Source organism: Nocardioides salsibiostraticola (genome assembly GCF_054783655.1).
In genome coordinates, this window is sequence record NZ_BAAGQD010000025.1 from 442,664 (window position 1) to 467,749 (window position 25,086).

A 25,086-nucleotide genomic window follows, 5' to 3' on the forward strand; every position below is an offset into this window, starting at 1 on the left:
GAAGCTGCCTGCCGGGCGCACCAATTGAAACCCAACGCATCGAGTCCGACCCCCCAATGCAGCAACGCAACACGGACTGTCGGTGCACCTCGCAACACTCACGAACGAACACCAGCGCCCGCATCAGGACACCCGAGGAGATCTGCCCATGACCGAGACGGTCAACCACGCTGACACCACCCACGACTCCGGCCAGAACTCCACCTTGAATCTGGAGCGGGTCTTCAGCACCGAGGGCGTTCACCCCTACGACGAACTCACCTGGGAGCGTCGCGACGTCGTCCAGACCAACTGGAAGACCGGCGAGTCCGTCTTCGAGCAGCGCGGGGTCGAGTTCCCGGCCACCTGGTCGCTGAACGCCTCCACGATCGTCACGACGAAGTACTTCCGCGGCGCCGTCGGCACCGCCGTGCGCGAGACCAGCCTCAAGCAGCTCATCGACCGGGTCGTGAAGACCTACCGCAAGGGCGGCGAGGACCACGGCTACTTCACCTCCGCCGCCCAGGCCGAGCTGTTCGAGGAAGAGCTGACCTGGCTGCTGGTCAACCAGTACTTCTCCTTCAACTCCCCGGTGTGGTTCAACGTCGGCACCCAGTCGCCGCAGCAGGTTTCGGCGTGCTTCATCCTCTCGGTCGACGACTCGATGGACTCGATCCTGAACTGGTACAAGGAAGAGGGCTTCATCTTCAAGGGCGGCTCCGGTGCCGGTCTGAACCTCTCCCGTATCCGTTCCTCCAAGGAACTGCTCTCCTCCGGTGGCACCGCCTCGGGCCCTGTGTCCTTCATGCGCGGCGCCGACGCCTCCGCCGGCACCATCAAGTCCGGTGGCGCCACCCGCCGTGCGGCCAAGATGGTCGTCCTGGACGTCGACCACCCCGACATCGTCGAGTTCGTCGAAACCAAGGCCAAGGAAGAGGACAAGATCCGGGCCCTGCGTGACGCGGGCTTCGACATGGACCTCGGCGGGGTCGACATCACCTCGGTCCAGTACCAGAACGCCAACAACTCGGTGCGAGTCTCCGACGAGTTCATGCGCGCGGTCGAGGACGGCACCGACTTCGCCCTGCGCGGTCGCAAGACCGGCGAAGAGATCGAGCGCGTCGACGCCCGCGACCTCTTCCGCAAGATCAGCACCGCCGCTTGGCAGTGCGCCGACCCCGGCCTCCAGTACGACGACACCATCAACGACTGGCACACCAACCCCGAGACCGGCCGGATCACCGCATCCAACCCGTGCTCGGAGTACATGTCGCTGGACAACTCCTCGTGCAACCTGGCTTCTCTGAACCTGATGAAGTTCCTCAAGGACGACGACACCTTCGACGGTGAGCGGTTCTCTCAGGCCGTCGACGTGATCATCACCGCGATGGACATCTCGATCTGCTTTGCCGACTTCCCGACCGAGCCGATCGGTGAGACCACCCGCAACTACCGCCAGCTCGGCATCGGCTACGCCAACCTCGGCGCGCTGTTGATGGCCATGGGCCTGGGCTACGACTCTGACGGTGGTCGGGCCATGGCCGGGGCCATCACCTCGCTGATGACCGGTGTTTCTTACCGTCGCTCGGCCGAGTTGGCCTCCGTGGTCGGTCCCTACGCCGGATACGCCCGCAACGCCGACGCCCACAAGCGCGTCATGCGTAAGCACCAGGCGGCCAACGACACCGTTCGCCCTCTGACCATCGCGGACGCGCAGGTCCACAAGCTGGCCACCTCCGCATGGGCCGATGTCCAGTCCCTGGGTCAGGTCAACGGCTTCCGCAACGCCCAGGCCTCGGTTCTGGCGCCGACCGGCACCATCGGCTTCATGATGGACTGCGACACCACCGGCATCGAGCCGGACTTCTCGCTGGTCAAGTTCAAGAAGCTCGTCGGCGGCGGCTCGATGCAGATCGTCAACCAGACGATTCCCCGCGCTCTGCGCAAGATGGGCTACCAGCCCGAGCAGGTCGAAGCGATCGTCGACTACATCGCCGAGCACGGTCACGTCATCGACGCCCCGGGCCTGCGCCTGGAGCACTACGACATCTTCGACACCGCCATGGGTGCGCGTTCGCTCAAGCCCATGGGCCACGTGCGGATGATGGCGGCCTGCCAGCCCTTCCTCTCCGGTGCCATCTCCAAGACGGTCAACCTGCCCGAGGACGCCACGATCGAGGAGATCGAGGACGTCTACCTGCAGTCCTGGAAGCTCGGTCTGAAGGCCACCGCGGTCTACCGCGACAACTGCAAGGTCGGTCAGCCCCTCTCGGACGGCAAGAAGAAGGCCGCCGACACCGACGAGGGTGAGACCAAGGTCGTCGAGAAGGTCGTCTACGCCCCGACCCGCAAGCGCCTGCCCAAGTCGCGGGTCTCGCGCACCACCTCCTTCACCGTGGGCGGAGCCGAGGGCTACATGACCTCTGGCGCCCACGACGACGGTGAGTTGGGCGAGGTCTTCCTCAAGCTCGGCAAGCAGGGCTCGACCCTGGCCGGAGTGATGGACGCCTTCTCGATCGCGGTGAGCATCGGGCTCCAGTACGGCGTACCCCTCGAGACGTACGCCGCCAAGTTCACCAACCTGCGCTTCGAGCCCGCCGGTCTGACCGACGACCCGGACATCCGGATGGCCCAGTCGCTGATGGACTACGTATGGCGCCGCCTCGCCCTGGACTACCTGTCCTTCGAGGAGCGTTCCGCGATGGGCATCTACTCCGCCGAGGAGCGTCAACGCCACCTGGAGACCGGCTCGTACGAACTGGTCGAGGAGACCGGGTCGCCTTCCGAACTGACCGCCGAGGTCACCCTGGTGGAGCCGGTCGCGACCACCCCGAAGGTCGACGTCGTCGACCCCGCCACCTCTGGGCAGGGCGCCCAGACCACGGCTGAGCTTCTGGAGAAGCTCACCGGCACGGCGGTCGACTCCCCGCTCTGCATGACCTGCGGCACCAAGATGCGTCCCGCCGGCTCGTGCTACGTGTGCGAGGGATGCGGGAGCACTTCCGGCTGCAGCTGAGGATCTAGTCCGTCACTGATCAGGGGAGCAAGATCCGCGCAGGCTGCGGATTTTGCTCCCCTGATCGGTTCGGTCCCTCGGATCAGATGAGGTCACCGGGACTGTCCGGAACGTCGACCGCGTGGGCTCGGAGTACCTCCAGCGGGACGACTTGTAAGGCCCGGACGTTGGTGGAGGCCAGCACCACCGGTGCCGCGGCACCGTCCTCGACGGCTTGCAGCCAACGAACCGCGACCACACACCAACGGTCTCCAGGAGCCAGGCCAGGAAAGTTCCACTGCGGACGAGGGGTGGACAGGTCGTTGCCGACGGCCGCCTGATGCTGGAGGAACTCCTCGGTCATCACCGCGCACACCGCGTGCAACCCCTGATCCTCAGGACCGACGGTGCAGAAACCGTCCCGGTAGAAGCCGGTGACGGGGTCGGTCCCGCACGGCTCGAGATCGCCGCCCAACACATTGCGTTCACTCATGAGCGTCACTGTGCCACCGAGGGTGCGCTGCGGCCCAGCGGCCCGCCGCCGTCAGCTGGCGTCGGTGATGGGCCAGCAGTTGCCGCTGGTCCGTTGCTCGAGCTGGTGGTTCCCGTCGGCCGCTCGGACGCACAGGGCGTCGGGCACCCCGTCCGGACTGCCGATGTCGCTCAGGGTTCCCTCGAACGAGGTGGGCTGATCCCACACGCGCCACGACCCGCCCCCGATGGAGAACGACCCCGGAGCGCCGGCCGTCTCGGGCGCGACATTACTTCCGAAGATGTGCAGGTGGGAGCCGCTCAGATCCAGGTCTGCACCACCGGTCGAGGCGCTGCTCGTGAAGGTGGCCGTGATCGAATTCCCGTCCCAGCTCACGTCCTGGAAGCAGGCCCAGGTGTCCTTGCCGCGAACCGTCTCGTTGCACTGCTCACTGGGCGACTGGATCGGTGTCGTGTGCTTCACGTCGGCTACTCCTTCGACCCCGGCCGCGGCATCGAGGATGCTCTCCCGAGTCGTCTCGTCGTAGACCAAACCGGTGAGGGTGACGACGTCATCTGCGAAGTCGATGCCGATGGTGCTGAGCTCTGGGTCGTAGGCGTCCTCGACGGCCTTCGTGACAGTTTCGAGCGACGCGGGCGACGATTGGGCCGAGCCGGAGCCGTCGGAGGCGTTCGCGTCAGGATCCGTCGATGAGTCGTCACCGGACCCGACGAGCCCGAAGCCGACCCCACCAACGATTGCCACGCCCACCAGGGCGGCTGCCGCGATGAGCAGGGGGCGCTTGGACTTGCCACTCGCCTCCGGGGTGGGTGACGCGACCGGGAGGCCCGGGGGCGGTTCATGGGGACCGTCGGCCGCTGGGACAGTGTTGAGCGGGTCTGCTGGTGTCGGGGTACCCGGGACGGCCTCGAGCGGAGCGGCGGGCGTCGCAGGCGCTGCCGGTGTTGTCGGCTGCGCGGCGGGTGTCGCTGGTGACGGGGGCTCTACTGGGGGCGCTGCCGTAGGCGCTGGTGTCGGGGGCGCTGTGGGTGCGGCCGCTGGTGGTGGAGCGGAAGGCGCTTCGGGCGCGGGAGCCGGCGCTGCCACGGATGCGACAACGGGCGCCACCGGGGTGGCGCTGGCGGGTGCTGGGACGATCGGGGAAGGGCCTGCTACGGCCGCCGCTGCCGCGTAGGCGGTGCCGAGGGCGACCGCGTGCTTCGGGTGGGTGTCGACTGCGACCGGGCGACCCAGCTCCGCTCCGACCATTTGGGCGACCAACGGGATGCGTGAGGACCCGCCAACCAGCAGCACCGCACTGACGTCGTCTGCGGTGAGGTCGGCTGAGGCGAAGGCACGACGCATCGCGCCGATGGTGTCGGCCAGGCTCGGGCGGATCATCGCCTCGAACTCGGCCCGGGTGATCCGGACCTCGGTCTGGATGTTGGGCAAGAGGACCGAGACCGACACATCGGAGTCCGTCGACAGCGCCACCTTGGCCTCGACGCATTCCTGCCGGAGTCGGGCAACCGCTGACATGGCCACCGGGTCGTCCTCGTCGAGCTCGGCGAGTTTGCCCTGAAGGCTGCGGGCCACATGGGCGAAGATCGCGGCGTCGAAGTCGATCCCGCCGAGGCGCTCGATGCCTTCCGGGCGACCGAGGAGCTCGAAGCTGTCCTCGGTCTTGCGCAGGATCGCGGCGTCGAAGGTGCCGCCGCCGAGGTCGTACACCGCGACGACCTTGCCGGGCTCGACGGCTTGTTCACTGGCGTAGAAGATGGCCGCGGCCTCGGGCTCCGTCACGAAAGTGGCTACGCCGAGATCCGCCATCCGCACCGCCTGCGCAAGGAGATCCTGCTTGTACTGGCCCCAGTTGGCGGGATGGCACACGGCCAGGTGCGTGGGTTCGCGTCCCTCGCGTGCGGTGACCTCGTCGGCCACCCAGCGCAGGAGCCGGGCCATCAGGGCCTCTGCGGACTGAGGGGCACCACCGAGGAAGATCGGCGTCGTGTCGCCCACCCGTCGCTTGAAGTCGCGCGCCACCCGTCCCGGCTCGGTCATGCCACGCCGGTTGGCTGCCTCGCCGGTCAGGATCGAGGAGTCCTCTTTGAGCAGTAGGACCGACGGGATCGCAGCCGATTGGTTACCCAGGCTGGCGATGCTCGCCCGTCCGTCCTTGAAAATCGCGGCTGCGGTGAAGGTCGTTCCCAAGTCAACGCCGAGGACGTAAGTCATATATGTGTTCCTCTGGTGGATGTCCGATCACTGTAACCATCGAAGCGTCCCTCGGCTGACGAGTAACCCCACAGATCCAAGTGCGGTACGTTCGAAACCGAATCTCGGAAGACCGCAGGAGCTCATATGAGTGATGTATCCAAGACCCCGATCTACACGAGAGAAACCTCCGACACGGGTGACGGGTACGGCGGGGCGCAGATCGCTGAGGAAACCCCCGACATGGCCGACGGGTACGGCGGGGCAAAGGTCGCTGAGGAAACCCCCGACATGGCCGACGGGTACGGCGGGGCAAAGGTCGCTGAGGAAACTCCCGACATGGCCGACGGGTACGGCGGGGCAAAGGTCGCTGAGGAAACTCCCGACATGGCGCCCAAGCCCGACGGGCCGGAGTACCGCGATGAGAACGGCAACCTCGACATCACCGAGTGGATCGTGTCGAACTGCACCGGCTTATTCTCCGGGGACGAGGAGACGATCCGTTCCTTCGGCGAGAACCCCGAGGCCTGGTGCGGTACGAACCTTCCGCCCGATTGCGGTCCCCAGGACATCTCCCGCTGTATGCCCGAGATCGTGGAACGGTGCGCACAGGAGGGCGGCGACAGCGGTTCCTCCCAGGAACTCGCTCGCTACTGCGGCAGCTTCTCCCAGAACTCCTCGAGCACCTACCACTCCTCGAGCAGTTCGTCGGACACGACCTACACTTCCGGCTCCCATTGCGCGACCGACACGGTCGTGAACGAGATCTGCTACACCGTGAACGTCTACCACCAGACGAACATCTACACCCACCACGAGGACACGACCACCGACTGCTTCGGCGACCGCACACCGTGCACCACCACCGAGATCGATGAGGACTTCGGCTGTTTCTACCCGGACGACGTGCCGTCCTGGAACCCGGACGCCCCCGTCGACTCGTGGGACTCCTCGACCGGCACCGGGTCCACGACTCAGGACGGCATGGAACCTCCGGGCATGGCTCCGCCGACGACGACCACGCAGACGCAGACCCAGGACATGGGTACGGCGACCGAGGCGGCTGGCGCTGCGGAAACCATCGAGATGAGCCCCGCGACGGCCACGATGGTCCCCGGCAGGGCTGACCCGAAGCCTGACCCCGAGCCCGACTCCTCGACCGACCCGTCGCCCGGGGGCCCCATCCCGACCCCGTACCCGAATGCGGACGCCCCGGAGACTCCGACCCCCGCCTTCGGCGAGGGATCGACTCCGGAAACGGCACCGGTGCCTGGATCCGACGCAGCGGGCGAGACCGGGTTGGACCCGACAGCCGGCACCACAGACCCCTCGCTGCCAGACACGCCCGAGTCCGGATTCGGACAAGGCGCCGCCGGCGATCCCCTCGCGGACGTCCCGGTGGCGGAGGCCGACCCCGCCCCTGCGGATCTGGTCGAAGAGGTTGTGGAACCGGTTGCTGATCCCGTCGTCGAGCCGGTGGTGGAAGCGGCGTACGAGGCTCCGGCCGAGGACTTCACTGCGCCATCCGAATCCGGTACCGATCCGACAGACCAGGGCTGAGTAGCAGTCGGCACCGGTGATCTCGTCGCCCACATCCGATGACTGAACCCACTCCGATGGCTGAACCGACTCGGTCCCCGGCCGTCGAGCGTGCCCTGGCCACCGCCGGCCAGGGGCGCGCCGCAGCCAACGCGTACGGCCGCCCTGACCTCGCTCAGCGGATCGAGCGATCGGTGCAACGGCTGCTCGATCCCCAGTTCCATGTCCTGGTGGTGGGGGAGTTCAAGCAGGGAAAGAGCACCTTGGTCAACGCACTGGTGGGCCAAGAGGTGTGCCCGGTGGACGACGACATCAGCACCGCCGTGCCCACGGCGCTGCGTTGGTCGGCCGCACCGACGGCGGATGTCATCCGGACGCAGGCCGATGTGTCCGGTGACGAACGTCCGGCGCCGGAGCGGGTCAGGATCGAGTTCGCAGGTCTCGACGGCTATGTGGTGGAAGGGGGAGCGGGGTACGCCGCCAACATCACCTCCATCGAGGTCGGGATCCCCAGTGACGTCCTGCGGGACGGGATGATCCTGATCGACACGCCGGGTGTGGGTGGTCTCGGTTCTGCACACGGAGCCATCACGGTCGGCGCGTTGCCCATGGCCGAGGCCGTGGTCTTCGTGACCGACGCCGGTCAGGAGTTCACGGCCTCGGAGATGGAGTTCCTGACGTTGGCGCGCTCCATGTGTCCAAATCTCGTCTGTGTCCTGTCGAAGACGGACTTCTATCCCTCGTGGCGCAAGATCCGGGATCTGAACGCGGCCCACCTAGCAGCGCGAGGGATCGACGCGGAGATCCTCGCCGTGTCCTCGGACGTCCACCGTCAGGCGCGTGAGACCGGCGACGAGGTCCTGGACCGAGAGTCGGGGATTCCCGCCGTCCTCGAACACCTGCGGGTCGACGTACTGGGACGGGCACAGGATCTCGCGATCGCTGCGGTGGCTCGCGACCTGCACCACGTCACCGATCAACTGGAGGCGCACTTCACGAGCATCGCCGACGCCCTTGACAACCCGGCCAAGATCGAGGCGAAGAAGGCCCAGATGCTGGCGACCAAGGAACACGCCGACGAACTCAAAAGCCGATCGGCTCGGTGGCAGACCACGCTGAACGACGGGGTCTCCGACCTCAACACCGAGGTCGATCACGACCTGCGGTTGCGCTTTCGCAACATCAACCTGGAAACCGACAAGGCTCTCGACGTCACCGACCCGGCCGAGACCTGGGCAGAGTTCGAACCGTGGCTCTACCGCCGCGCCGCGCAGGACCTGGTGGGGAACTACCAGTTCCTCCAGGGGCGTGCTCGGGCGCTGGTCGAGGAGGTGGATGGCCATTTCGAGCGGGGATCGGAATCGTTGGACCTCGCGTTGGATCCGCGCGACGCGACGGCGGCGATCGAGTCGGCCGGGGTCAACGCCGACCTCGACGTCTCGAAGGACAGCGCGGTGACGCAGGCGATGAGTGGGGTGAAGAGCACCTACTACGGGATGTTGATGTTCGGCGCCCTGGGAGCCATGGCGAATCTGGCCCTGGGCCCGATCCCGATCGGGATCGGCCTCCTGATGGGTCGCAAACAAGTGCGCGACGAGCGGGAACGTCAACTGGTCGCTCGACGGGGCCAGGCGCGCAACTCGCAGCGGAAGTACCTCGATGAGGTTTCCTTCCACGCCAGCAAGGACTCTCGTGACTCTCTGCGTCGGATCCACCGACTGGTCCGTGACCACTTCACGATCCGGGCCGAAGAGCAGTCCGTGACCATCAACGAGATGCTCCAGGGTTTGCAGTCCGCGGCCCGCGCCGACGCCGAGGGGCGGGCGAAACAGTCCGCCGACGTCAAGGCTGAGCTAGGTCGCATCGCTGGGCTGCGGGCTCAGGTCGACCTGGTCGGTACCCGCTGATGAGCCAGCAGTCAGGCACCCTTCCGCTGCTGGAGACGGTCCGTGTCCTCCTCAACCACGCCGTCGAAACCTTCGCCGGCACCGCTGAGGAATCCGAGGTGCGGGCGGTCCTGGAGCGGCTGGACGAGCCCCTTCGCGTCGCGATCGCGGGCAAGGTCAAGGCGGGCAAGTCGACCATGCTCAACGCGCTAGTGGGAGAGGAACTCGCACCGACTGACGAGGGCGAGTGCACCAAGATCGTGACCTGGTACCGCCACGGCACCACCTACCAAGTGATGTTGGAACCCAGGGAGGGTCAGCCACGCCAGGTTCCGTTCCGTCATGACGGCGGGGCCATCGCGGTCGAACTCGGAGACAGCAGCCCTGGTGAGGTCGAACGCCTCGTCGTGGACTGGCCGACGAAACGCCTCGAGGCCATGACCCTGATCGACACCCCGGGACTGGGTTCCCTCTCGGAGAACGTGTCCGAGCGGACGGTCGCCTTCCTCACCCCGGGAGAGGACCGGGTCACCGCCGCCGACGCCGTCCTCTATCTGATGAAACACCTGCACGCCTCGGACGTCGGTTTCCTGGAAGCCTTCCACGACGAAGCGGTCTCACAGGCCACCCCGGTCAACGCTATCGCCGTCCTGTCGCGTGCCGACGAGGTCGGGGTCGGCCGGCTCGACGCCATGGAGTCCGCCGAGCGGATCGCCGCGCGCTACCGGCACGACCCGAAGGTACGACGGCTCGCCCAGACCGTGGTTCCCGTGGCCGGGCTGCTCGCCGGTTCGGGTGCGACCCTGCGGCAGGTGGAGTTCGAGGCGTTCCGTGCGCTGGCCGACCTGCCAGAGTCCGAGCAGCAGGCGATGCTCGTCTCGGTCGACCGTTTCGTCGATCTACCGACCACGGCGGGGCTGACCTCCCTGGAGCGGCAGGCGCTCCTCGAGCGCTTCGGTCTGTTCGGCATCCGGTTGTCGGTGGACCTGATTCGGCGTGGAGAGGTCGAGACCGCCTCCCAGCTCGCCGCCGCGCTGGTCGAACGCAGCGGACTCAACGAACTACGCGCCGTTCTCCTGGCGGAGTTCGGAGAACGGCGCAACGTCCTCAAGGCCCGATCGGGACTTCTCGCCATCGAGACCGCCCTGCGCCGCTGCCCCTCCGCGGACGACGGATCCCTCGCGGCGGACGTGGAGCGGATCTCGGCCAGCGCTCACGAGTTCAACGAACTGCGACTGCTCAACTCCCTGCGCACGGGCTCGGTGGTGGTCAAGGACGCGGATGTCGCCGAGATCGAGCGACTGATCGGTACGAGCGGGTCGAGTGCGGCGGCGCGTCTGGGGCTGCCGCCAGATGCCGAGGCGTCCGCGGTGGGGGCGGCAGCACACACGTCGATGGCCAAGTGGCAGCGCCGATCGGAGAGCCCGATGAGCGACCCCAGCACCGCGACCGCGGCCAGGATCCTGGTACGGACCTGCGAGGGGATCCTCAGCGACCTGACCCGTTGACGGGGATCTGGGTGCCGACGGGAATCGTGGGACGGGGTCGACGCGTTCCACCCAGCACATCCACCCGTCGAACAGTCAGGACCCACCATCTCCGCCACCACGTCGCGACTGCTCCTCGTGGGGGCCGGTCATGCCCACCTCTTCCTGCTCAAGAGCGCGGCTGAACTGCGGGACGCGGGCTACGACGTCACTCTGCTCGCCCCGGGGACCTTCCACTACAGCGGAGTCGCGTCGGCGACGGCAGCCGGTGTGTTGCCCGAGAGCGATGGACAGATCGATGTGAAGAAGTTGGCCGGGGAGAACGGGGTCCTGCAACACGAAGGCCTGTTGGCCGCTCTCGACCACGCCGGCCGGGTCGCGACCACGGACGACGGCACCGAGATCGGGTACGACGTCATCTCGTTCAACATCGGCAGCGCCGTGTCGCCCCACGGCATGCGCGTCGGCGACGACGTGATGCGGGTGAAGCCGCTGAGCAGTCTGGCCGGCTTGGACCACCGGTTGTCGGCGCAGTCCACGCCCGCTCGAATCACGGTCGCCGGTGCCGGCTCGAGCGGCGTGGAGTTGGCTGCCCACCTCGCCCTTCGATCCGATGTCGGTGAGGTGACGATCGTGGACGCGGAGGGCGCGATCGCTCGTGACCTGCCTGCAGGGGCCCGGCGGCGACTCCAGCGGTCGCTGGACCAACGCGGTGTTCGGGTCCTGTTGTCCACGCCCCTGGCTGAGCTCTCTGGAAGAACCGGGACGTGCGTCGACGGCACCACGATCGATCACGACGTCGCGATCCTGGCCACAGGTCTTGCTGCACCCCTGATCGTCGAGTCGACAGGTTTGGGCGACCGGGACGGGATCCCGGTCCGTGGCACCCTCCAGCACCGCGACCACGACGACATCTACGCGGGCGGTGACTGTGCCAACTTCCTGCCGCAGGCACTGCCGCGGGTGGGAGTGCACGGCGTACGCCAGGGTCCGGTGCTGCTCGCCAGCCTCCTGGCCCGTCGCTTCGGACAGGAGTTGCCGACCTACGAGCCTCAGGCCAAGGCGCTGGCGATTCTCGATCTGGGCGGTGGGATCGGACTCGCGGTACGGGGTGACAGGTGGTGGTACGGCCGGTCCGCGCTCTGGCTCAAGCGGTGGATCGACCGGCGGTGGCTGGCGAAGTACCAGGGGTAGTTCCGCAGTGGGCGCAGGCCATCAGTCGTCCACAGGCACCCGGAGACGAGGCGCTGTCCACAGTTCCCCGGCGCCCTCCGACGGGGAATGATTTCTCCGGCTTGGCTGTCGGCATGCCTCAGTCTCGGAAACGCCGTCGTCCTTTAGCCAAGTCTCCGACCCGATCGCGCCGAGGGTCCGGTCACCCGGGACGCGCTCACGCGCATCATCAGCCGAGCCGACTCGCGGCGCCGGATCCCGACTGGCCCTCCGACTTCGAGGAGATCTCGGCGAGCATCGAGCAGTCGTCCCGCGCCGAACTCGCTGGAGACGCCGTCGAAGCCTTCCGGCTCTACTGCGGATTCGACCGGGCCGCGGACACGCCGCACGGCGCTCGGCTCGGGATGCTGGCCGCTTTGGGAGACGACGCACCGGGCTGGCTTATCTCGCGGTGGCTGACGGTCCAGGCTCGGCGGGTCTCCGACGACGCCTCCTGTGCAGCGTTGGAGAGGGTCGTCGATCGGTTGTACTGCGAGCACCCGTTGCCCGACGGTGTCCCGGCGGGCGTCTTCCTGGCCACCGCTCACGAGTACGACTGGGCGCTGCGGCAGTTGACGCTGTACGACGAGGGCGGGCTGGCCGCGGTCCTGACACAGGCCGAGGCCGCGTTGACCGATCGAGCTGACCACATCGAGGAGTGGACGCACGCATCGATGGGCGGATGGCGGTTGGAAGCATCCGACTCGACGGGTCTGACGTTCACCGACCTGGCCACGGACGAGGAGGTCGTGTTGCTCGATCTGGGTCTGGCCGAGAAGTACGAACCCGGCCAGTGTCTGGTGGGTCGCGTCGTCCCGATCAGCGCGTCGCCGGGTCGGATGTTCGAGTGGATGCCGCTCGAGGTGGACGAGGTGACGGCGCGACAGGTGGCCACGTGCGCCTCCGATGATGGCGAGGACTGGTTCGACGTGCTCTGCCGGCGCGAGCGTGAGGGCATCCTCCCCGCGCTGTGGTCCCGCGACGAATGGCGGACCTCCATGCTCGGCGACTTCGAGGTCGAGGCGACGTTGGCGTTGCTGAGCGATCGGATGATCGAGCTGGTCCGGGCAGAGCCGGAGGAGCGGGTGAGCCGAGGAGGACTGGCCATGCTGTGCTGTGAGGACATCCTGCGAGTGGTCGTTGTGGAGCCGCAGGTCATCGAGCCGATCCGGTGGCTGCTGTCGGTTCTTGTCGTGGAGGCCATGGACGCCCGAGGCCGCGCCCTGCTGGCCCTCCCCGAGTTCCACGAGGGGTGGGTCGCGTTGACCGACGGACTGCCGGAACCGGCACGGTCGGTGTGTGCCGAACTGGCGGCGGCAAGTGTTTCTCGGCGTCGACCGCGTACGGCCTAGGCAGGTGTCGAACGGTGCTGGTTGTCACCGTCGAGCATCGTGGCGATGTCTATCGTGGGTGACCGACGGCAAGCCTAGCGCTCATCCAACGCGGTCGAGCACCCGGCGCAACAGGGGAGCTGGCACCAGGCGCAGCACCCGGTCGCTCAGCTGGGCGAGTCGGCCCACCGAGGGCAGGGTCTGTCCCAGAGGCGCCGGATCCAGGGTGTCGAGGATGATCATGCCGATCGTCGCGGCGGACAGAGCCGCCGTGGTCGCCTCGACGTCGATCTCCCGCACGACACCGCGTTCGGCGAGGAGGCGTCGCACGGCGTCCCCCACCGCCGCGTGCCACAGGCGCAAGGAACGACCGAGCAGCCGGGCCTGCTCAGGGTCGGTGTGGGCGGCGGCGATCACCTGCGCAAGCAGGGCTGCGCTGCCGTCGACGCGCGCGGCCTGTGACATCGATAGCCCGACGGCGTGGAGGTCCGCGATGGAGGTCGCGCCTGCGAGTGCCGCGGCGTAGGTGTCGAGCATCGCCCGAGTCCCCTCGTCGAAGGCCTCTCGCAGCAACCCGTCGACCCCATCGAAGTGGTAGAACACCAGCGCTTGGTTGACGTCGGCCTCGGTCGCGATCGCGCGCGCGGTGGCGCCACGCAGGCCCTCACGACCCACGAGCCGCACAGCCGCCTTGCGCAAGGCGGCTCGGGTCTCTTCGGCGCTCATCGACTGCTCGCCGCTCGCTGGTCCGCCACGTGAGGACCGTACGACGTTGCGGCACCTCCTGCGGCGCGGGGCCCGAGACCGCAGGCGTCGACGACCACGCCGAGCACGTGCACGACCCCGGGCAGACGAACCGCCCAGCCGCACCAGGCCCAGGGCAGGGTGGTCTGTTCCAGGGCGCGGGCAAGCGCTGCGATTCCGCGGTCGATCACCGGCTCAGGTTCGAGCGGCAACCGCCAACGCGCCCGGGTCAGTCCCCTCGGAGCGCGGGCCGCCGGGAGGACGATGAGCCCGGTCGGCTGCAGCGCGGTCAGCGCGAACCCGGTGGCGCGGCAGACGGCGCAGGTCTCGTCGATCCAGAGGTCGGCGCCAGTCGCGATGTACGGACGCCATAGTGGTCGCCACGATCGCACCGCGCGCCGGTAGGCCGCATGGTCAGGCCATCGCGCACCCATCGTCGAGCGTTCGTGGCGCTCGGCGAGCACCGTCGAGAACAGGCCGGCGGTGAGGGCCGCGAGGACAATCCACCAGGACCCGACGCCGGCGGCCAGCACCAGGAGGAGTCCGCAGGCTCCGAGTTGCATCGGGTTCGCCACGTAGGCGTAGGGCCCGGTGGTGACGAGTCGCTCGGGCGGATCCCAGGGGAACGGAGTCCCGTGGCCAACACGCGCCAACTCGGCGACGGCCGCCAGGGCGGGCACCGCGCAGCCCACTGCCACGGCCAGCAACCCCGCGCGCACCGGGGTGCTGTGCTCGAGAAGGGACGCCCAGGTGTCGCCGGTGCGTGCCATCGCAATGCTGGGCAGCAACCACAGCACCAGGGCAGCGAAGAGTCCGGCCTGGAGTGCGACGCGTACGCCGAGCAGTCGCCGCTCACGGGTAGCCAGTGCGAGCACTGTGGTGGGCAGGAGTACCACCATCAGTAGCAGGAACTCGCCCTGCCACCAATCAGGTTCGAGAACGACCAGGGGTCCCAGCCGGGGCATCAGCACGACGTCGAGCCAGACGAACGCGCCCACCCACCACCGGACCCGACCACCGAGGAGCGCCGGCAGAGACCCCCACATCAGCGCCCAGCCCAATGAGGTCTCGAGCGAGAGACCGAGCAGGGTGGTCGGGCCGTCGGGCACACGCCACCAGGTCGCGGTGACGGGCAGGGCGTGCACGGCGAGCACCCCGCACCATGCGTACGCCGTAGCGAGGAATGCGGCCCCGACCACCCGTGGCGAGGTCCGGGGTCGGGCGGCCGGACGGGTTCGGTCGAGCCATTGCAGAACCAGCACCGCAACAACGGTTCCGAGCAGGGGGAGGGCCAGACTGAGGTTGCGGAGGACATCGATGTCGAGAGTGGACATGGGGTGGCCCTCAGGTGAGTCCGCGCAGGAAAGTGCGGGCGCCGGCATCCATGAACACCGCGCTGACCGGGCCGAACCAGAAACCCGGGTCCAGGCGGCGTTCGTAGTTGATGCCGACCTCGGCGTGGCAGCCGTCGGGGCGCTGGGTCCAACGCAGCTGACCATCGCGCAAACCCACCCACCGCTGGATGCGAGACGTGTCGGTCACCACCGCGAAGGTCAGAGCACCTGGTCCTGCCTCGATGACTCGGGTGGTGATCTCGCCCCCGGCGCTCCCCAGGCGCCATACGTCGCCGACTGCGAGCCCGGTGCCGCTAGCCGTTGTCGGGGTCGGGTACCCGGCGGCGTCGAGGAGTCGCCCGCGTTGGCCGGCTGCGAAGCGAGGTCCTCGCGCCAACGACTGTTCGAAGGCGGCGCAGGTCTGGGCCACCACCTGGTCTGCCGTCGCATGCTGGATCGGGTTCACCCGGAGCCCCGGCGCGGTGCCCTCCATCGCCAGGAGCAGCAGCAGGAGTGGGACGAACGCGTGGGTCGTGGGGCTGTGGCGGGCTGCCCGCATGAGGCCGTACGTCGCGAAGGCGACCCCGTAGACGAGGGGGGAAGCGATGAGGACACAGATCGCGGCCTCATGGAGCAGGGCGGACGTGAGCAGCAGCACCACGGTGACCACCTGGAAGACCGCGCCCGCCCCGCGCAGGCGGGCCAGGCCCACCGTCAGGGCGAGCAGCACCGGGACACCCACGAAGAGCAACGCTGAGTCCAGGCGCCCGGTGACGGCGGAGATCCACACGCCCAGGAGTCCGGTGCCCACGACCACAACCCCCAGCCACGCCTTCCGAGCACCGCTCACCGGCGGCGGGTCGGCCGGGCCGGGGTCGGGCTGTGGGGACACGAAAGCGATCGGATCGCGGGGCTCACTCATTGTTTGAGCATACGCTCAATTTGAGCGAATGCTCAAGGGGGAGGGGTAAACGGCCAGCTAGTAGGGCTGTGTGGCCCCCGAACGACCTGCTTTCGCAAGTGGGACGTCGTCTCAGCCCGCGTCGACCAGTTCCAGAGTCAGATCCTCGCGTTGGAAGAGCCCCGCGATCCGCATCCGCCGCAACTGGCCCACCTGTCCCGGCTCCCAGGCGTGGTAGATCAGGCGCAGCGAGTTGTCGTGAACGAAGGCATCCGCCCCGCCCGGGCCGGGGTGCCCGGTGGTCGTCGTACTGAGCAACGGTCCTGGTTCGGGACGCACACACGGTCCGGTCGGGCCATCGCAGATGGCGTACCCGGTCGCGTAGTCCGCGCCGCGGTAAGCGTTGGCGGAGTAGAAGAGATAGGTCACTCCCCGGAACCGCACCAGGCCCGGGTTCTCGATCGTGTTGCCCTCCCATCCGCCGGCCAGGGTCAGGATCTCGTAGGTCTGGGACCCGTCCGCGAACCCGGTGCCGTCCGGGTTCAGTTGCCGGCTGAAGATGCCCGCCGGGCGCCGGTTCAGGATCCCGGAGAACTTCCAGGTCATCCACGGGGTCCCCGATGCGTCGAGGTAGATGTCGGGATCGATCACGCCCTGACGCGACTCCGGGGCGCACGCCAACGGCGCACCGAGATGGCGGTAGGGGCCGGTGGCGCTGCCGGCTCGCGCCAGGCCGATGCAGTTGTTGCGTTCGCCGCCGATGGTCGTGAACTGCGCGGAGTACGCCGCCGTCCACCCGCCGCCGATCTTGGCGACCCCGGGCGCCCACAACCCGGCCCCCCGGTTGCGGTTCTGCACCCAGTCGCCCACCACGGGCAGGGCGTCGTAGCGTCGGCCGCTCCCGTCGCTGATGGGAAGCCAGGTGGTGAGGTCCGTCGAGGTGAGGGCGGGCAGGTGCATCTGACTGGTGTTGGTGGCGAAGGCGTACCACCGGTCGCCGTCGCGCACGATGTCCGGATCGGCGAAGTACCCCTGATAGGACGACCCTGGCTGCCAGGAGGTGGTCGCCCCCACCACCCGGATCGGCTCGGGCCGCTTCTGCTTGCGGAACGCGGCGGCCGCAGCCTCCGCCTTGCGCCGAAGACGCAACGCCGCGAGATCCTTCTCGTCGGCAGGCTTCGCCTCCGGGGGCGGTTCGACCAAGGAGGCTGCGGGGATCTCACTGATCTCCTCGGTTCCCGCAGGGATGTCCGGCAGAACGGCCGGAGTGAAGTCTGCGACCGGCGTACCGCTGGGCTCGGTTCGGTCCCCAGAGCAGGCCACCAGCAGCCCCGACGCCAGCAGTCCAGCGGCAACGGCCACGGGCATTCGGTGACGCAGACGCACGGCTCTCCTCTGGGTCGTCGGGTCACCGGGGTCGGCGGTCGGTCCCGGTTCTCAGGCGCCACGGTAGTCGGAGGTCCACAGGCCGGCTGTCGATGCTGCGAGACTGGCGGCGTGCCGGACGACTTCGTGATCGCACGCAACCCCGACCCGGACTCGACCCTGCCCTACCTGCTGCGCATCCCCCTCGGTGAGACCGGCGTGATCCTCAAGGCCAAGGACACCTGGCCCCGCACCGCGAAGATCTACTGTCATCGCGTCGAGGAGTGGCCATCGGACGCCGAGGTGATCGAGCGCGTCCCGGTGCGACAGTGCGTACGCCGGGGTGCGGCGGTCGACCTCGTGCTCGACCGCTCTCGGGAGAACCGGTCGCAACTGGTCTTCACCCGGGTCAAGGGTGGCCGATCGGCGATCTTCTGGCAGACCGCGCGCACGGCCAAACAGGCGCGCCCTGCGGTGATCACTCCCACGGCCCGCGCCTCGGGTCTGTCCGACCTAGTGATCACGATCGACTCGCGTGAGCGCTACGGCTATACCTTCGCTGATCGCCAGGTGAGCACAGTCCGCGCATCGTTGGCGGCCGGTGACTACGGACTCCTGCGGGGCGCGGATCTCCTGGCCAGTGTCGAGCGCAAGAGCCTTGCCGACCTGGTCTCGAGCCTGACCGGAGGGCGGCTGAAGTACCAGTTGGCCGAGCTCTCCGCCCTACCTCGAGCCGCCCTGGTCGTCGAGGACCGGTACTCCGCCGTCTTCAAGCTCGACCGGGTGCGACCCGCTGTGGTCGCCGATGGGCTCGCCGAGTGCCAGGTTCGCTGGCCCAACGTGCCCATCGTCTTCTGCGAGACCCGCAAGCTCGCTCAGGAGTGGACCTACCGTTTCCTGGCCGCAGCAGCGGTCGGCGTCGACGAGGAGTACGCCGGTGGCGTGGCGGTGGATTCGCTGGCGGCTCCTCCCGCTCTCGCGCCGGCCCCTCCGACCAGTGCTCAGGTGCGCGCCTGGGCGGTCACCGCGGGGTACGACGTGTCTGACCGCGGGCGGGTGCCGCAACGTCTCGTCGCGGCGTACCTCGCCGCCGCTCACGCGCGCTGACCTGCCTCTGACCTGCGGTGATCGAACCGACCGGGAGTGTCGGTGCTCGGCCGTAGTGTCCTGATAGTCGGCCCAGGTGGGCGCGATGGCGTGGGTCGAGAGGGGACGTGGCGATGGCGGAGGAACACCAGTGGGAGGCCGCTCTGGAAGCGGCGTGGGGTGAGTTGCGCGGAGACGTGGCCGATGTTCTGGCCGACCTGGATGAGGGCGAGTGCGTCCTGGTCGAGTGGGGTCCTGAACTGCTCGACGGGGTGCCGGGCGGTGCGCCGTACGTCCAAGCCACCGGCTGGGGGGAGGGGATGGTGCGGATCGAAGCCGCAAGCAACCACTACCTCGACGAGCGACACATCCTGGGGCGCGGCTGTGCCGATGCGCTGACGGATCTCGGCTGGTTCGAGCCTACCTGCGCCCCCGACGAGGACGAGGACGGGGGGTCGTCGAACTTCTGGTTCGACGTCGAGGCCCGCGAGGCGGATCTCGCGGCGGTGTTGCTGGTCCGCGCCCTGCGTGAGGTCTACGGCTGCTTGCACCCCTCGCTGCTGGCGACGAGCGGGGTCTACGCCGACGAGGCCGTGGATCCCGAGGCGAGCTGTGCGTGTGAGGCAGAGTCCGAGGTCCGCGATCTCGAGGACATCGAGACGTGCTGGCCGTCGAGCCGCAGCGAACTGCAAGCGGTGGTTCTGGACACTGTCGGAGCGATCCGCGGTGAACCCGTCCGCCAGGACGGCGATGGTGATGTGCCCATCCAAGCGGGACGATCCGTGGTCTTCGTGAAGGTCCTGAACAACCGGCCGGGGGTCGAGCTCTTCGCCGAGTTGGTGCTCAGCCTGGAGGCAGCGGCCCCACAGGCCCTGGCCCGAGAGCTCAACATCTTGAACCGGAACCACCTGTCCTACTCGTTCCACCTCGTGGACGGGGTGGTGGTGATGCGACAGATGCTCATCGCGACGCCGTTCGTGCCGTTCCAGTTGAAGGTGGCTCTCGAGTCGTTCTGCAGCGAGGTCGACGACATTGCGCGCGACCTGGTCGAGCGGGTGGGCGGCCATCGCTTCATCTGCTCTGAGGCCGAGGCTGCAGCCCTCGACGACGATGAGGGAGCGGGGCGCCGCCAGGAGTGAACCCGGCGGCCCAACCGATGGCCTAGCCGGCGGCGGACAAGGGGAGCTCGTCGAGTGGAAGCGGGGCGAGTAGTACGTCGTTGGCGAAGTGCACGACCTCCACCTGCTGCCCAATGCGACGGCAGGCTGTCACCAGCCCGGCGGCCAACTCCCGGTCCACCTGGTCGGCGCCGTCGCGGCCGGGCCGGGTGCGGAGGAATGCCACGCGGCCACCCGGAGCGATCCCGCACAGCACGTCCCGGGCGATATCGGCCAGGGACGCGAAATCGTCGGGACGGGGCACCTCCACCACGTCCTCGACCTGGGTCAGATGCGGGACCGGGACGTCATCTGCGGTGATCAACAGCATCCAGATGCTGTGTCCGCTGAAACCCAGCGGCTCCATCAGGTGTCGCCAGGTCGCCTCCAGGTCGGCCTGGGTGCGGATCGTGTCCGGCAACAGTTCGGGGCGGTCGGGTTCATCCATCTCGTAGGTCATGGCAGGAGAGTGCCTCGTTCGACGTAGCTCCGCGAACGGTTCTCCACAGGGCGCCGCGGCACGTTCGAAGCGGCCCACTTTCGACCCCTCGGCCTGTGGACAACCGCTCTCTCCACAGGCATCCGAGTAGGTCGTCAGTCGGTGGCCGAGGAGGGGGCAGGGTCGGCACAACCGCTTGCTCCAGCCACCTCATCGAGGGAGTTCTCATGTCCAGTGTCTCGTCCCGCCCCCCGGACCCCCATCCCCGCGCTGATCGTGGTCAGCGTGCTCTGCGCCAGGCTCTGATCGATCTGACCACCGGACAGCCCTCGCTCTGCGACGACCTCGAGTACTGGGTCGACGAACTGGCCGCAGTCGGTCTGGAGCGACGGGTGGCGCACCGCCTCACCCTGATCACGGTGGTCGTGGTCGCCCTGCGAGAGATGCCGTCGTTCCTGGGCCCGGCCGCGGAACACATCAGTGTCGCGTTCGCCGATCTGGACACCTTCGAGGTCGTCCAGATCGCGCTGGTGGAACCCGATCTCGACGAGGTCTGGGACGCCCTGGCGGAGGCGACCGAGGCGCCGATAAGTGGACACTGCCGGACACTGGCCCGGCTGTGCCGACGCAAGGGTCTGCAGGTGGTCGCGCCATGAAGCGACTTGCTACGGCGATGGCCCTCGCGTTGGTCGCGGGTCTGCTGGTGATGGTCACGCCAGCGTGGTCAGCGCCGACCCACGGAATCGGGACAGCCGCGGTGGCACAGGCGTCGTCGCCGTCGCCGGCGCCCGCGGCGGCGGTCCCCAAGAGCACCTGCAAGCGGATCGATCCCAACCTCGTCAACGGGGTCTGCCTGCGCTACCCCACCGCACGTGGGGGGACGGCGTACACCTGGATCGGCACCTACCGGGCCGCGAACGGGCGCATCTTCTTCTGCATCGACTACCTCTACGACTCCCGGCTGCCGCGTCGGGCCCAGACCAGGCCCACCACCGACCTGCGCAACCAGATGGGGGACCGGATCCGACCGTCCGAGATCGCAGCGCTCAACTACCTGATCTCCCGGTGGGCCGCCCGCGGATCCACGGGCAGCGACACCCGTGACGCCGCCATCGCGCTGATCATCCGTGAGGTGATGAGCGACGGGATCCGGGGCGACGGCGTCGTGGTCTATCCGCGTGGCCTGCGGGTAGGGGAGTCGGTTCGGCGACCGCGAGGTGGACTGAGTGATGCCGTGATGGGCGCCGCGAACCAGATGTGGAGGGCCGCCTCGAAGTTCTACGGCGGCTACCGACTCGAGCTGACCACCCGACAGAAGCGGCTCCGCCTGGGCCGCACCAGGACCTATCGCGCGTCGGTCTGGTCCGCCGCGGGCAAACGTGTCCCCGGGGTCCGAATCCGCTTCCGGTGTAGTGGTCCCATCTCGTGCCCGAAGACCCTGAGCTCTCGAGCCAAACCCGTTCGGGTCACGGTGAAGCCGCGTCGGACCGGCCGGTTCCGGATCAAGGCCATCGTCCGAGGACCGGCCGCCGACGGGAAGCTGTACGTCGTCGGCTCCTGGCGGGGACACAACGGCACCCGCGCCCGTCGTGCCGGGACCCAACGCGGTTGGATCGCCCGTCGAAACACCGCGCAGGTGGCGGTCGCCGATCGGGCGACCGTGGCCAAGGGGCGCCCCGAGGTCACGACGGTCACCTCGGAGGCGCTGGTCGTTCCGGGCGCCACCATCTACGACGTCGTCACCGTGCGTGGCGTTCCGGCGGGGTATCGCCAGCAGGTCGCCGCCCGACTCTTCGGCCCGTACGCCGATCAGCCCGGACCGGGCGACTGCGCTCCGGCCGACTTGGCCGGTGAGGTCTCCTTCGAGGTCAACAGAGACGGGACTTATGAAACTCCGGGGATCGCGGTGTCTCAGGTGGGCTACTACGTCTGGACCGAGACTCTGCCCGGCGACGAACGAACCGTGCTGGTGACGACGCCCTGTGGGGTCGTCGAGGAGACCACCCGGGTCGAGAAGCTCACCCCGCACGTCACCACCGTCGCCTCGGATCAGCGCGCCCACGTGGGTGACCGGATCTACGACACGATCGACCTGACCGGGATCGGTCAGCGCCCGGTGCGGATCGAGTGGATGCTGCGGGGCCCGGTGGCGCCTCGCAACGGAGGTTGCGCAGACCTCCGGTGGTCCCGGGCCAGGGTGGCGGATCACGGGGCGATCGACGTCGCGGATGACGGACGCTATCGCACGCCATCGACGACGGTGACCGCCTCCGGGTGTTACACCTACAGCGAGGAGATCGCCGAGACAGACACCACCCATCCGGCGAGCAGCCCTCCGGGGATTCCGGCGGAGACGGCTCTGGTCCTGTCCACCCCGTCGCTGTCCACCGTCGCCTCGACCCAGCGCGCGACCACCGGCGATCGGGTCTACGACACCGTGAAGGTTCGTGGGCTCAGCCCGGGCGACTCGGTGTGGATCCAGTGGCGGCTACACGGACCGATGGCCCCTCGGAAGGGGTCCTGTCAGGGACTCGCCTGGTCGCGTGCGGCCATCGCCGATCAGGGAGTCTTCTCGGCCGCAGACAACCGCGACTACCGCTCGGGAACGACTCTGATCAGAGAACCGGGGTGCTACACCTACAGCGAATCAATGGCGGCGACCACGACCACCGAGCCAGCCACCAGCCGACCCGGGATCGCGGTGGAGACGTTCCTCGCCACGCGTCCCGACGTCCCCGGCACGCCCTCGATCCCTTCGGGTGACGCCGACCAGGGCGATGAGGGCGACGAAGCGACCGTTGCGCAGGCGGACCCGCGCTACCTCTACCGCCGCTACGAGGCGCCGAAGAATCTGGTCACCGCTCGCTCCGGAGCCGCACTCCGGATCCCTTCGGCCGGGATCGACGCTCCGATCGACGCCGTCGGGTTGGACGGGCGCACCATGGCCATCCCCAACAACCCGGCCCGGTTGGGCTGGTTCAACCGCAGCGCACGGGCCGGTGACGTGATGGGTTCCTCGGTGGTCTCCGGACACGTCAGCGATCGTCGCGACCGCCCCGGCGCCTTCGCGCGACTGGGGCGGGTCCGGGTCGGGGACCGGATCCAATGGGTCGAGAACGGCCGGACCCGCACCTTCCGGGTGACCGGACGGGCGTCGTACTCCCGGGCCAAGGGGGTGCCCGCGTCGGTGTTCGACACCACGGGGGATCGGGTCCTGCGTCTGGTGACATGCACGAACCGTCGGCGTACGCCGGGTGGGGGATTCCACTACGCCTCGAACCTGGTCATCACGGCGGTTCCCCAGTGATGGCCCCAGTGATGGCCCCAGTGATGGCCCCAGTGATGGCCTCAGTGATGGTCACCCCGAGGGGCAGTGTCGGCAGCGACTCCTAGGGTTCTGGACATGGATCTGGGGGATGCCTTCGCGATGGCTGAGCACCTGCTCGAACTCCACGGCCTCGACGGCTGGGACGTGGAGTTCGACAACGCCAAACGTCGAGCGGGGGTGTGCCGCTACTCCACCAAGACCCTGGGTCTGAGTGCGCCGGTGACTGCGGTGCATCCGGTCGACGAGGTGCGCGACACGATCCTGCACGAGATCGCTCACGCCCTCGTCGGGCCCCGCCACGGACACGATGCGACGTGGCGGGCCAGAGCGGTGGAGATCGGCTGCACGGGCCAGCGGTGCGTCTCCGGTGAGACGCCCGGCGTTCCGGCGCCCTGGCTGGGGGTGTGTCCCGAGGGGCACACCGTCGATCGGTTCAAGCGGCCGGTCCGGGTCAGCGTCTGCGCGATCTGTGCCCGGTCGGGCTTCGACGTACGGCACGCGTTCACCTGGACCCATCACGGCCGGCCGGTCCCCATGCACCCGAACTACGAGGCCGAACTCACCGCATTGCGTGAGGGGCGGTCGGTGCGACTGCTGCCGGTCGGGGCCCGCGGCCGGGTGACGGTTCCGGGGACGCACCATGGTGCGGTGGGCAGGATCGTCAAGCGGGGTCGCAGCAACTACCACCTGAAGACCGGCCGAGTCGTCCTCCGGGTCCCGTTCGCCTGTGTGGAACGTGTCTGACCGCGAGTCGGCGCATCTTGACGCGTCAGACCGGGTGAGTCGGCGCGTCTTGCGTCAAGTCACGCCGACTCGGCAGTCAGGGAGTAGAGGTAGCGGCTGGACGGCACGAGGTCGATGCCGCGGTCGGCACCGATACGACTCACGCTGGCCATCAATCGGGTCAGGCGCGCACTGAGCTCGGCGTCGTCGCCACCGCTTCCGTAGAACGCGTGCATGTCGCTGATTCCGGCACTCGGGAACAGTTCCTCGACGATCGCGTGGACGACGGGCGCATCCTCGGTGACCGCGTCGAGGACGAGGTTCTGGATGTAGCCGAAGGTGGCCTGGGTTTCGATGGCGATGGTGGTGTGGTCGGTCAACCAGCGCTGCTTCCAGGTGTCCTCGGCGAGGTCTTCGGGACGCCTGAGGACCGCCATGTTCGCCAGGGCGTCGACCCGGGTGCCGTCCCACGTCTCCGGTGGCGCCAGTGGGCGACGCTCATCGACTCGCCAGCCGGCCAGCCGGTCTGCGACCTTGCCCAGCACCGCCACCACCTCTTCGGTCACGGCCGGGTCGCTAGGACCCCAGACGCTGACGAGGGCGTTGATCGGCGGCCCGCTCGGGATCCGCATCGCCTCTGCGACCGGGCCGTCATCGACATTGATCTGAAGGCGAGTCACTCCGGCCTGCGCCAGGTCATCGCGCAGGGTCTGGGCCTGTAGCGCTTCGGCTACCTGGTCGCCCCAGAGGGCGAACATCACCTTGCCCGTGTCGGCGTAGGGGGTCATCGGGGTCTGTACGTCGTACTCGGCGGCCATGGGTCGACCCAACCACACTGCGGCTCGAGTGGAGGGCGCCCAGTAGTTTCTCTTCGGTGAGTACCCACGACTTCTC

The 25,086-nt window shown here is 68.3% G+C and carries 19 protein-coding genes; 11 read left to right on the forward strand and 8 right to left on the reverse strand.

The features are described 5' to 3' along the window. The first annotated feature begins 148 nt into the window (after positions 1 to 148). On the forward strand, positions 149 to 2,995 hold the full coding sequence (locus tag ACYVLV_RS14420; protein ID WP_460810957.1) for a vitamin B12-dependent ribonucleotide reductase: 2,847 nt from the start codon (positions 149 to 151) through the stop codon (positions 2,993 to 2,995). Between the two features lie 82 nt (positions 2,996 to 3,077). Here ACYVLV_RS14420 and ACYVLV_RS14425 read toward each other — a convergent pair whose 3' ends face one another. Together ACYVLV_RS14425 and ACYVLV_RS14430 are read right to left on the reverse strand one after the other, a co-directional pair. Next, positions 3,078 to 3,467, reverse strand: coding sequence for a DUF2237 family protein (locus ACYVLV_RS14425; RefSeq protein WP_460810958.1), 390 nt, complete (start codon positions 3,465 to 3,467; stop codon positions 3,078 to 3,080). Between the two features lie 51 nt (positions 3,468 to 3,518). Continuing rightward, positions 3,519 to 5,681 (reverse strand): Hsp70 family protein, encoded by a 2,163-nt coding sequence (locus tag ACYVLV_RS14430; RefSeq protein ID WP_460810959.1) that lies wholly within the window; start codon positions 5,679 to 5,681, stop codon positions 3,519 to 3,521. A 126-nt stretch (positions 5,682 to 5,807) separates the two neighbouring features. Between ACYVLV_RS14430 and ACYVLV_RS14435 the strand changes: the two genes are divergently transcribed. The 5 genes from ACYVLV_RS14435 to ACYVLV_RS14455 all read left to right on the forward strand — a co-directional run bounded on the left by ACYVLV_RS14435 (position 5,808) and on the right by ACYVLV_RS14455 (position 13,136). Further along, complete coding sequence (locus tag ACYVLV_RS14435) at positions 5,808 to 7,220, forward strand: hypothetical protein (RefSeq protein WP_460810960.1); 1,413 nt, start codon at positions 5,808 to 5,810, stop codon at positions 7,218 to 7,220. 56 nt (positions 7,221 to 7,276) lie between these two features. After that, the gene (locus ACYVLV_RS14440) at positions 7,277 to 9,106 is read left to right on the forward strand and encodes a dynamin family protein (protein ID WP_460810961.1); all 1,830 of its coding nucleotides are present in this window, start codon (positions 7,277 to 7,279) and stop codon (positions 9,104 to 9,106) included. Continuing rightward, positions 9,106 to 10,593 (forward strand): dynamin family protein, encoded by a 1,488-nt coding sequence (locus ACYVLV_RS14445; protein WP_460810963.1) that lies wholly within the window; start codon positions 9,106 to 9,108, stop codon positions 10,591 to 10,593. The genes ACYVLV_RS14440 and ACYVLV_RS14445 overlap by 1 nt, the downstream gene beginning before the upstream one ends. A gap of 117 nt (positions 10,594 to 10,710) precedes the next feature. Further along, positions 10,711 to 11,766: an NAD(P)/FAD-dependent oxidoreductase gene (locus tag ACYVLV_RS14450; RefSeq protein ID WP_460810965.1), complete on the forward strand. Its 1,056-nt coding sequence runs from the start codon at positions 10,711 to 10,713 to the stop codon at positions 11,764 to 11,766. A gap of 113 nt (positions 11,767 to 11,879) precedes the next feature. Next, positions 11,880 to 13,136, forward strand: coding sequence for a hypothetical protein (locus ACYVLV_RS14455; RefSeq protein WP_460810967.1), 1,257 nt, complete (start codon positions 11,880 to 11,882; stop codon positions 13,134 to 13,136). 81 nt (positions 13,137 to 13,217) lie between these two features. Here ACYVLV_RS14455 and ACYVLV_RS14460 read toward each other — a convergent pair whose 3' ends face one another. The 4 genes from ACYVLV_RS14460 to ACYVLV_RS14475 all read right to left on the reverse strand — a co-directional run bounded on the left by ACYVLV_RS14460 (position 13,218) and on the right by ACYVLV_RS14475 (position 17,456). Beyond that, positions 13,218 to 13,841, reverse strand: a complete 624-nt coding sequence (locus ACYVLV_RS14460) for a TetR/AcrR family transcriptional regulator (protein ID WP_460810968.1) — start codon at positions 13,839 to 13,841, stop codon at positions 13,218 to 13,220. Further along, positions 13,838 to 15,193 (reverse strand): methyltransferase family protein, encoded by a 1,356-nt coding sequence (locus tag ACYVLV_RS14465; protein WP_460810971.1) that lies wholly within the window; start codon positions 15,191 to 15,193, stop codon positions 13,838 to 13,840. The genes ACYVLV_RS14460 and ACYVLV_RS14465 overlap by 4 nt, the downstream gene beginning before the upstream one ends. Positions 15,194 to 15,203: 10 nt before the next feature. Continuing rightward, a complete protein-coding gene (locus ACYVLV_RS14470; RefSeq protein WP_460810972.1) occupies positions 15,204 to 16,115 on the reverse strand; it encodes a hypothetical protein in 912 nt (303 codons plus the stop codon). A 111-nt stretch (positions 16,116 to 16,226) separates the two neighbouring features. Next, positions 16,227 to 17,456, reverse strand: a complete 1,230-nt coding sequence (locus ACYVLV_RS14475; protein WP_460810973.1) for a glycoside hydrolase family 43 protein — start codon at positions 17,454 to 17,456, stop codon at positions 16,227 to 16,229. Between the two features lie 135 nt (positions 17,457 to 17,591). Between ACYVLV_RS14475 and ACYVLV_RS14480 the strand changes: the two genes are divergently transcribed. Both ACYVLV_RS14480 and ACYVLV_RS14485 read left to right on the forward strand, forming a co-directional pair. Continuing rightward, positions 17,592 to 18,566: an ERCC4 domain-containing protein gene (locus ACYVLV_RS14480; protein ID WP_460810974.1), complete on the forward strand. Its 975-nt coding sequence runs from the start codon at positions 17,592 to 17,594 to the stop codon at positions 18,564 to 18,566. Between the two features lie 113 nt (positions 18,567 to 18,679). Continuing rightward, positions 18,680 to 19,684: a T3SS (YopN, CesT) and YbjN peptide-binding chaperone 1 gene (locus tag ACYVLV_RS14485; protein WP_460810976.1), complete on the forward strand. Its 1,005-nt coding sequence runs from the start codon at positions 18,680 to 18,682 to the stop codon at positions 19,682 to 19,684. Between the two features lie 22 nt (positions 19,685 to 19,706). Here the strand turns inward: ACYVLV_RS14485 and ACYVLV_RS14490 are convergent, their stop codons facing one another. Beyond that, positions 19,707 to 20,162: a hypothetical protein gene (locus tag ACYVLV_RS14490; protein WP_460810977.1), complete on the reverse strand. Its 456-nt coding sequence runs from the start codon at positions 20,160 to 20,162 to the stop codon at positions 19,707 to 19,709. A gap of 206 nt (positions 20,163 to 20,368) precedes the next feature. Between ACYVLV_RS14490 and ACYVLV_RS14495 the strand changes: the two genes are divergently transcribed. From ACYVLV_RS14495 to ACYVLV_RS14505, 3 genes are all read left to right on the forward strand, one after another. Next, positions 20,369 to 20,797: a hypothetical protein gene (locus tag ACYVLV_RS14495; RefSeq protein WP_460810979.1), complete on the forward strand. Its 429-nt coding sequence runs from the start codon at positions 20,369 to 20,371 to the stop codon at positions 20,795 to 20,797. After that, entirely contained in the window at positions 20,794 to 23,448 is a 2,655-nt protein-coding gene (locus tag ACYVLV_RS14500; protein ID WP_460810982.1) for a class F sortase, read from the forward strand. Before ACYVLV_RS14495 ends, ACYVLV_RS14500 begins: the two co-directional genes overlap by 4 nt. Before the next feature lie 96 nt (positions 23,449 to 23,544). Then, positions 23,545 to 24,213: a SprT-like domain-containing protein gene (locus ACYVLV_RS14505; protein WP_460810985.1), complete on the forward strand. Its 669-nt coding sequence runs from the start codon at positions 23,545 to 23,547 to the stop codon at positions 24,211 to 24,213. Positions 24,214 to 24,272: 59 nt separating this feature from the next. Here ACYVLV_RS14505 and ACYVLV_RS14510 read toward each other — a convergent pair whose 3' ends face one another. Next, entirely contained in the window at positions 24,273 to 25,010 is a 738-nt protein-coding gene (locus ACYVLV_RS14510; protein WP_460810986.1) for a hypothetical protein, read from the reverse strand. Positions 25,011 to 25,086: the final 76 nt, after the last annotated feature.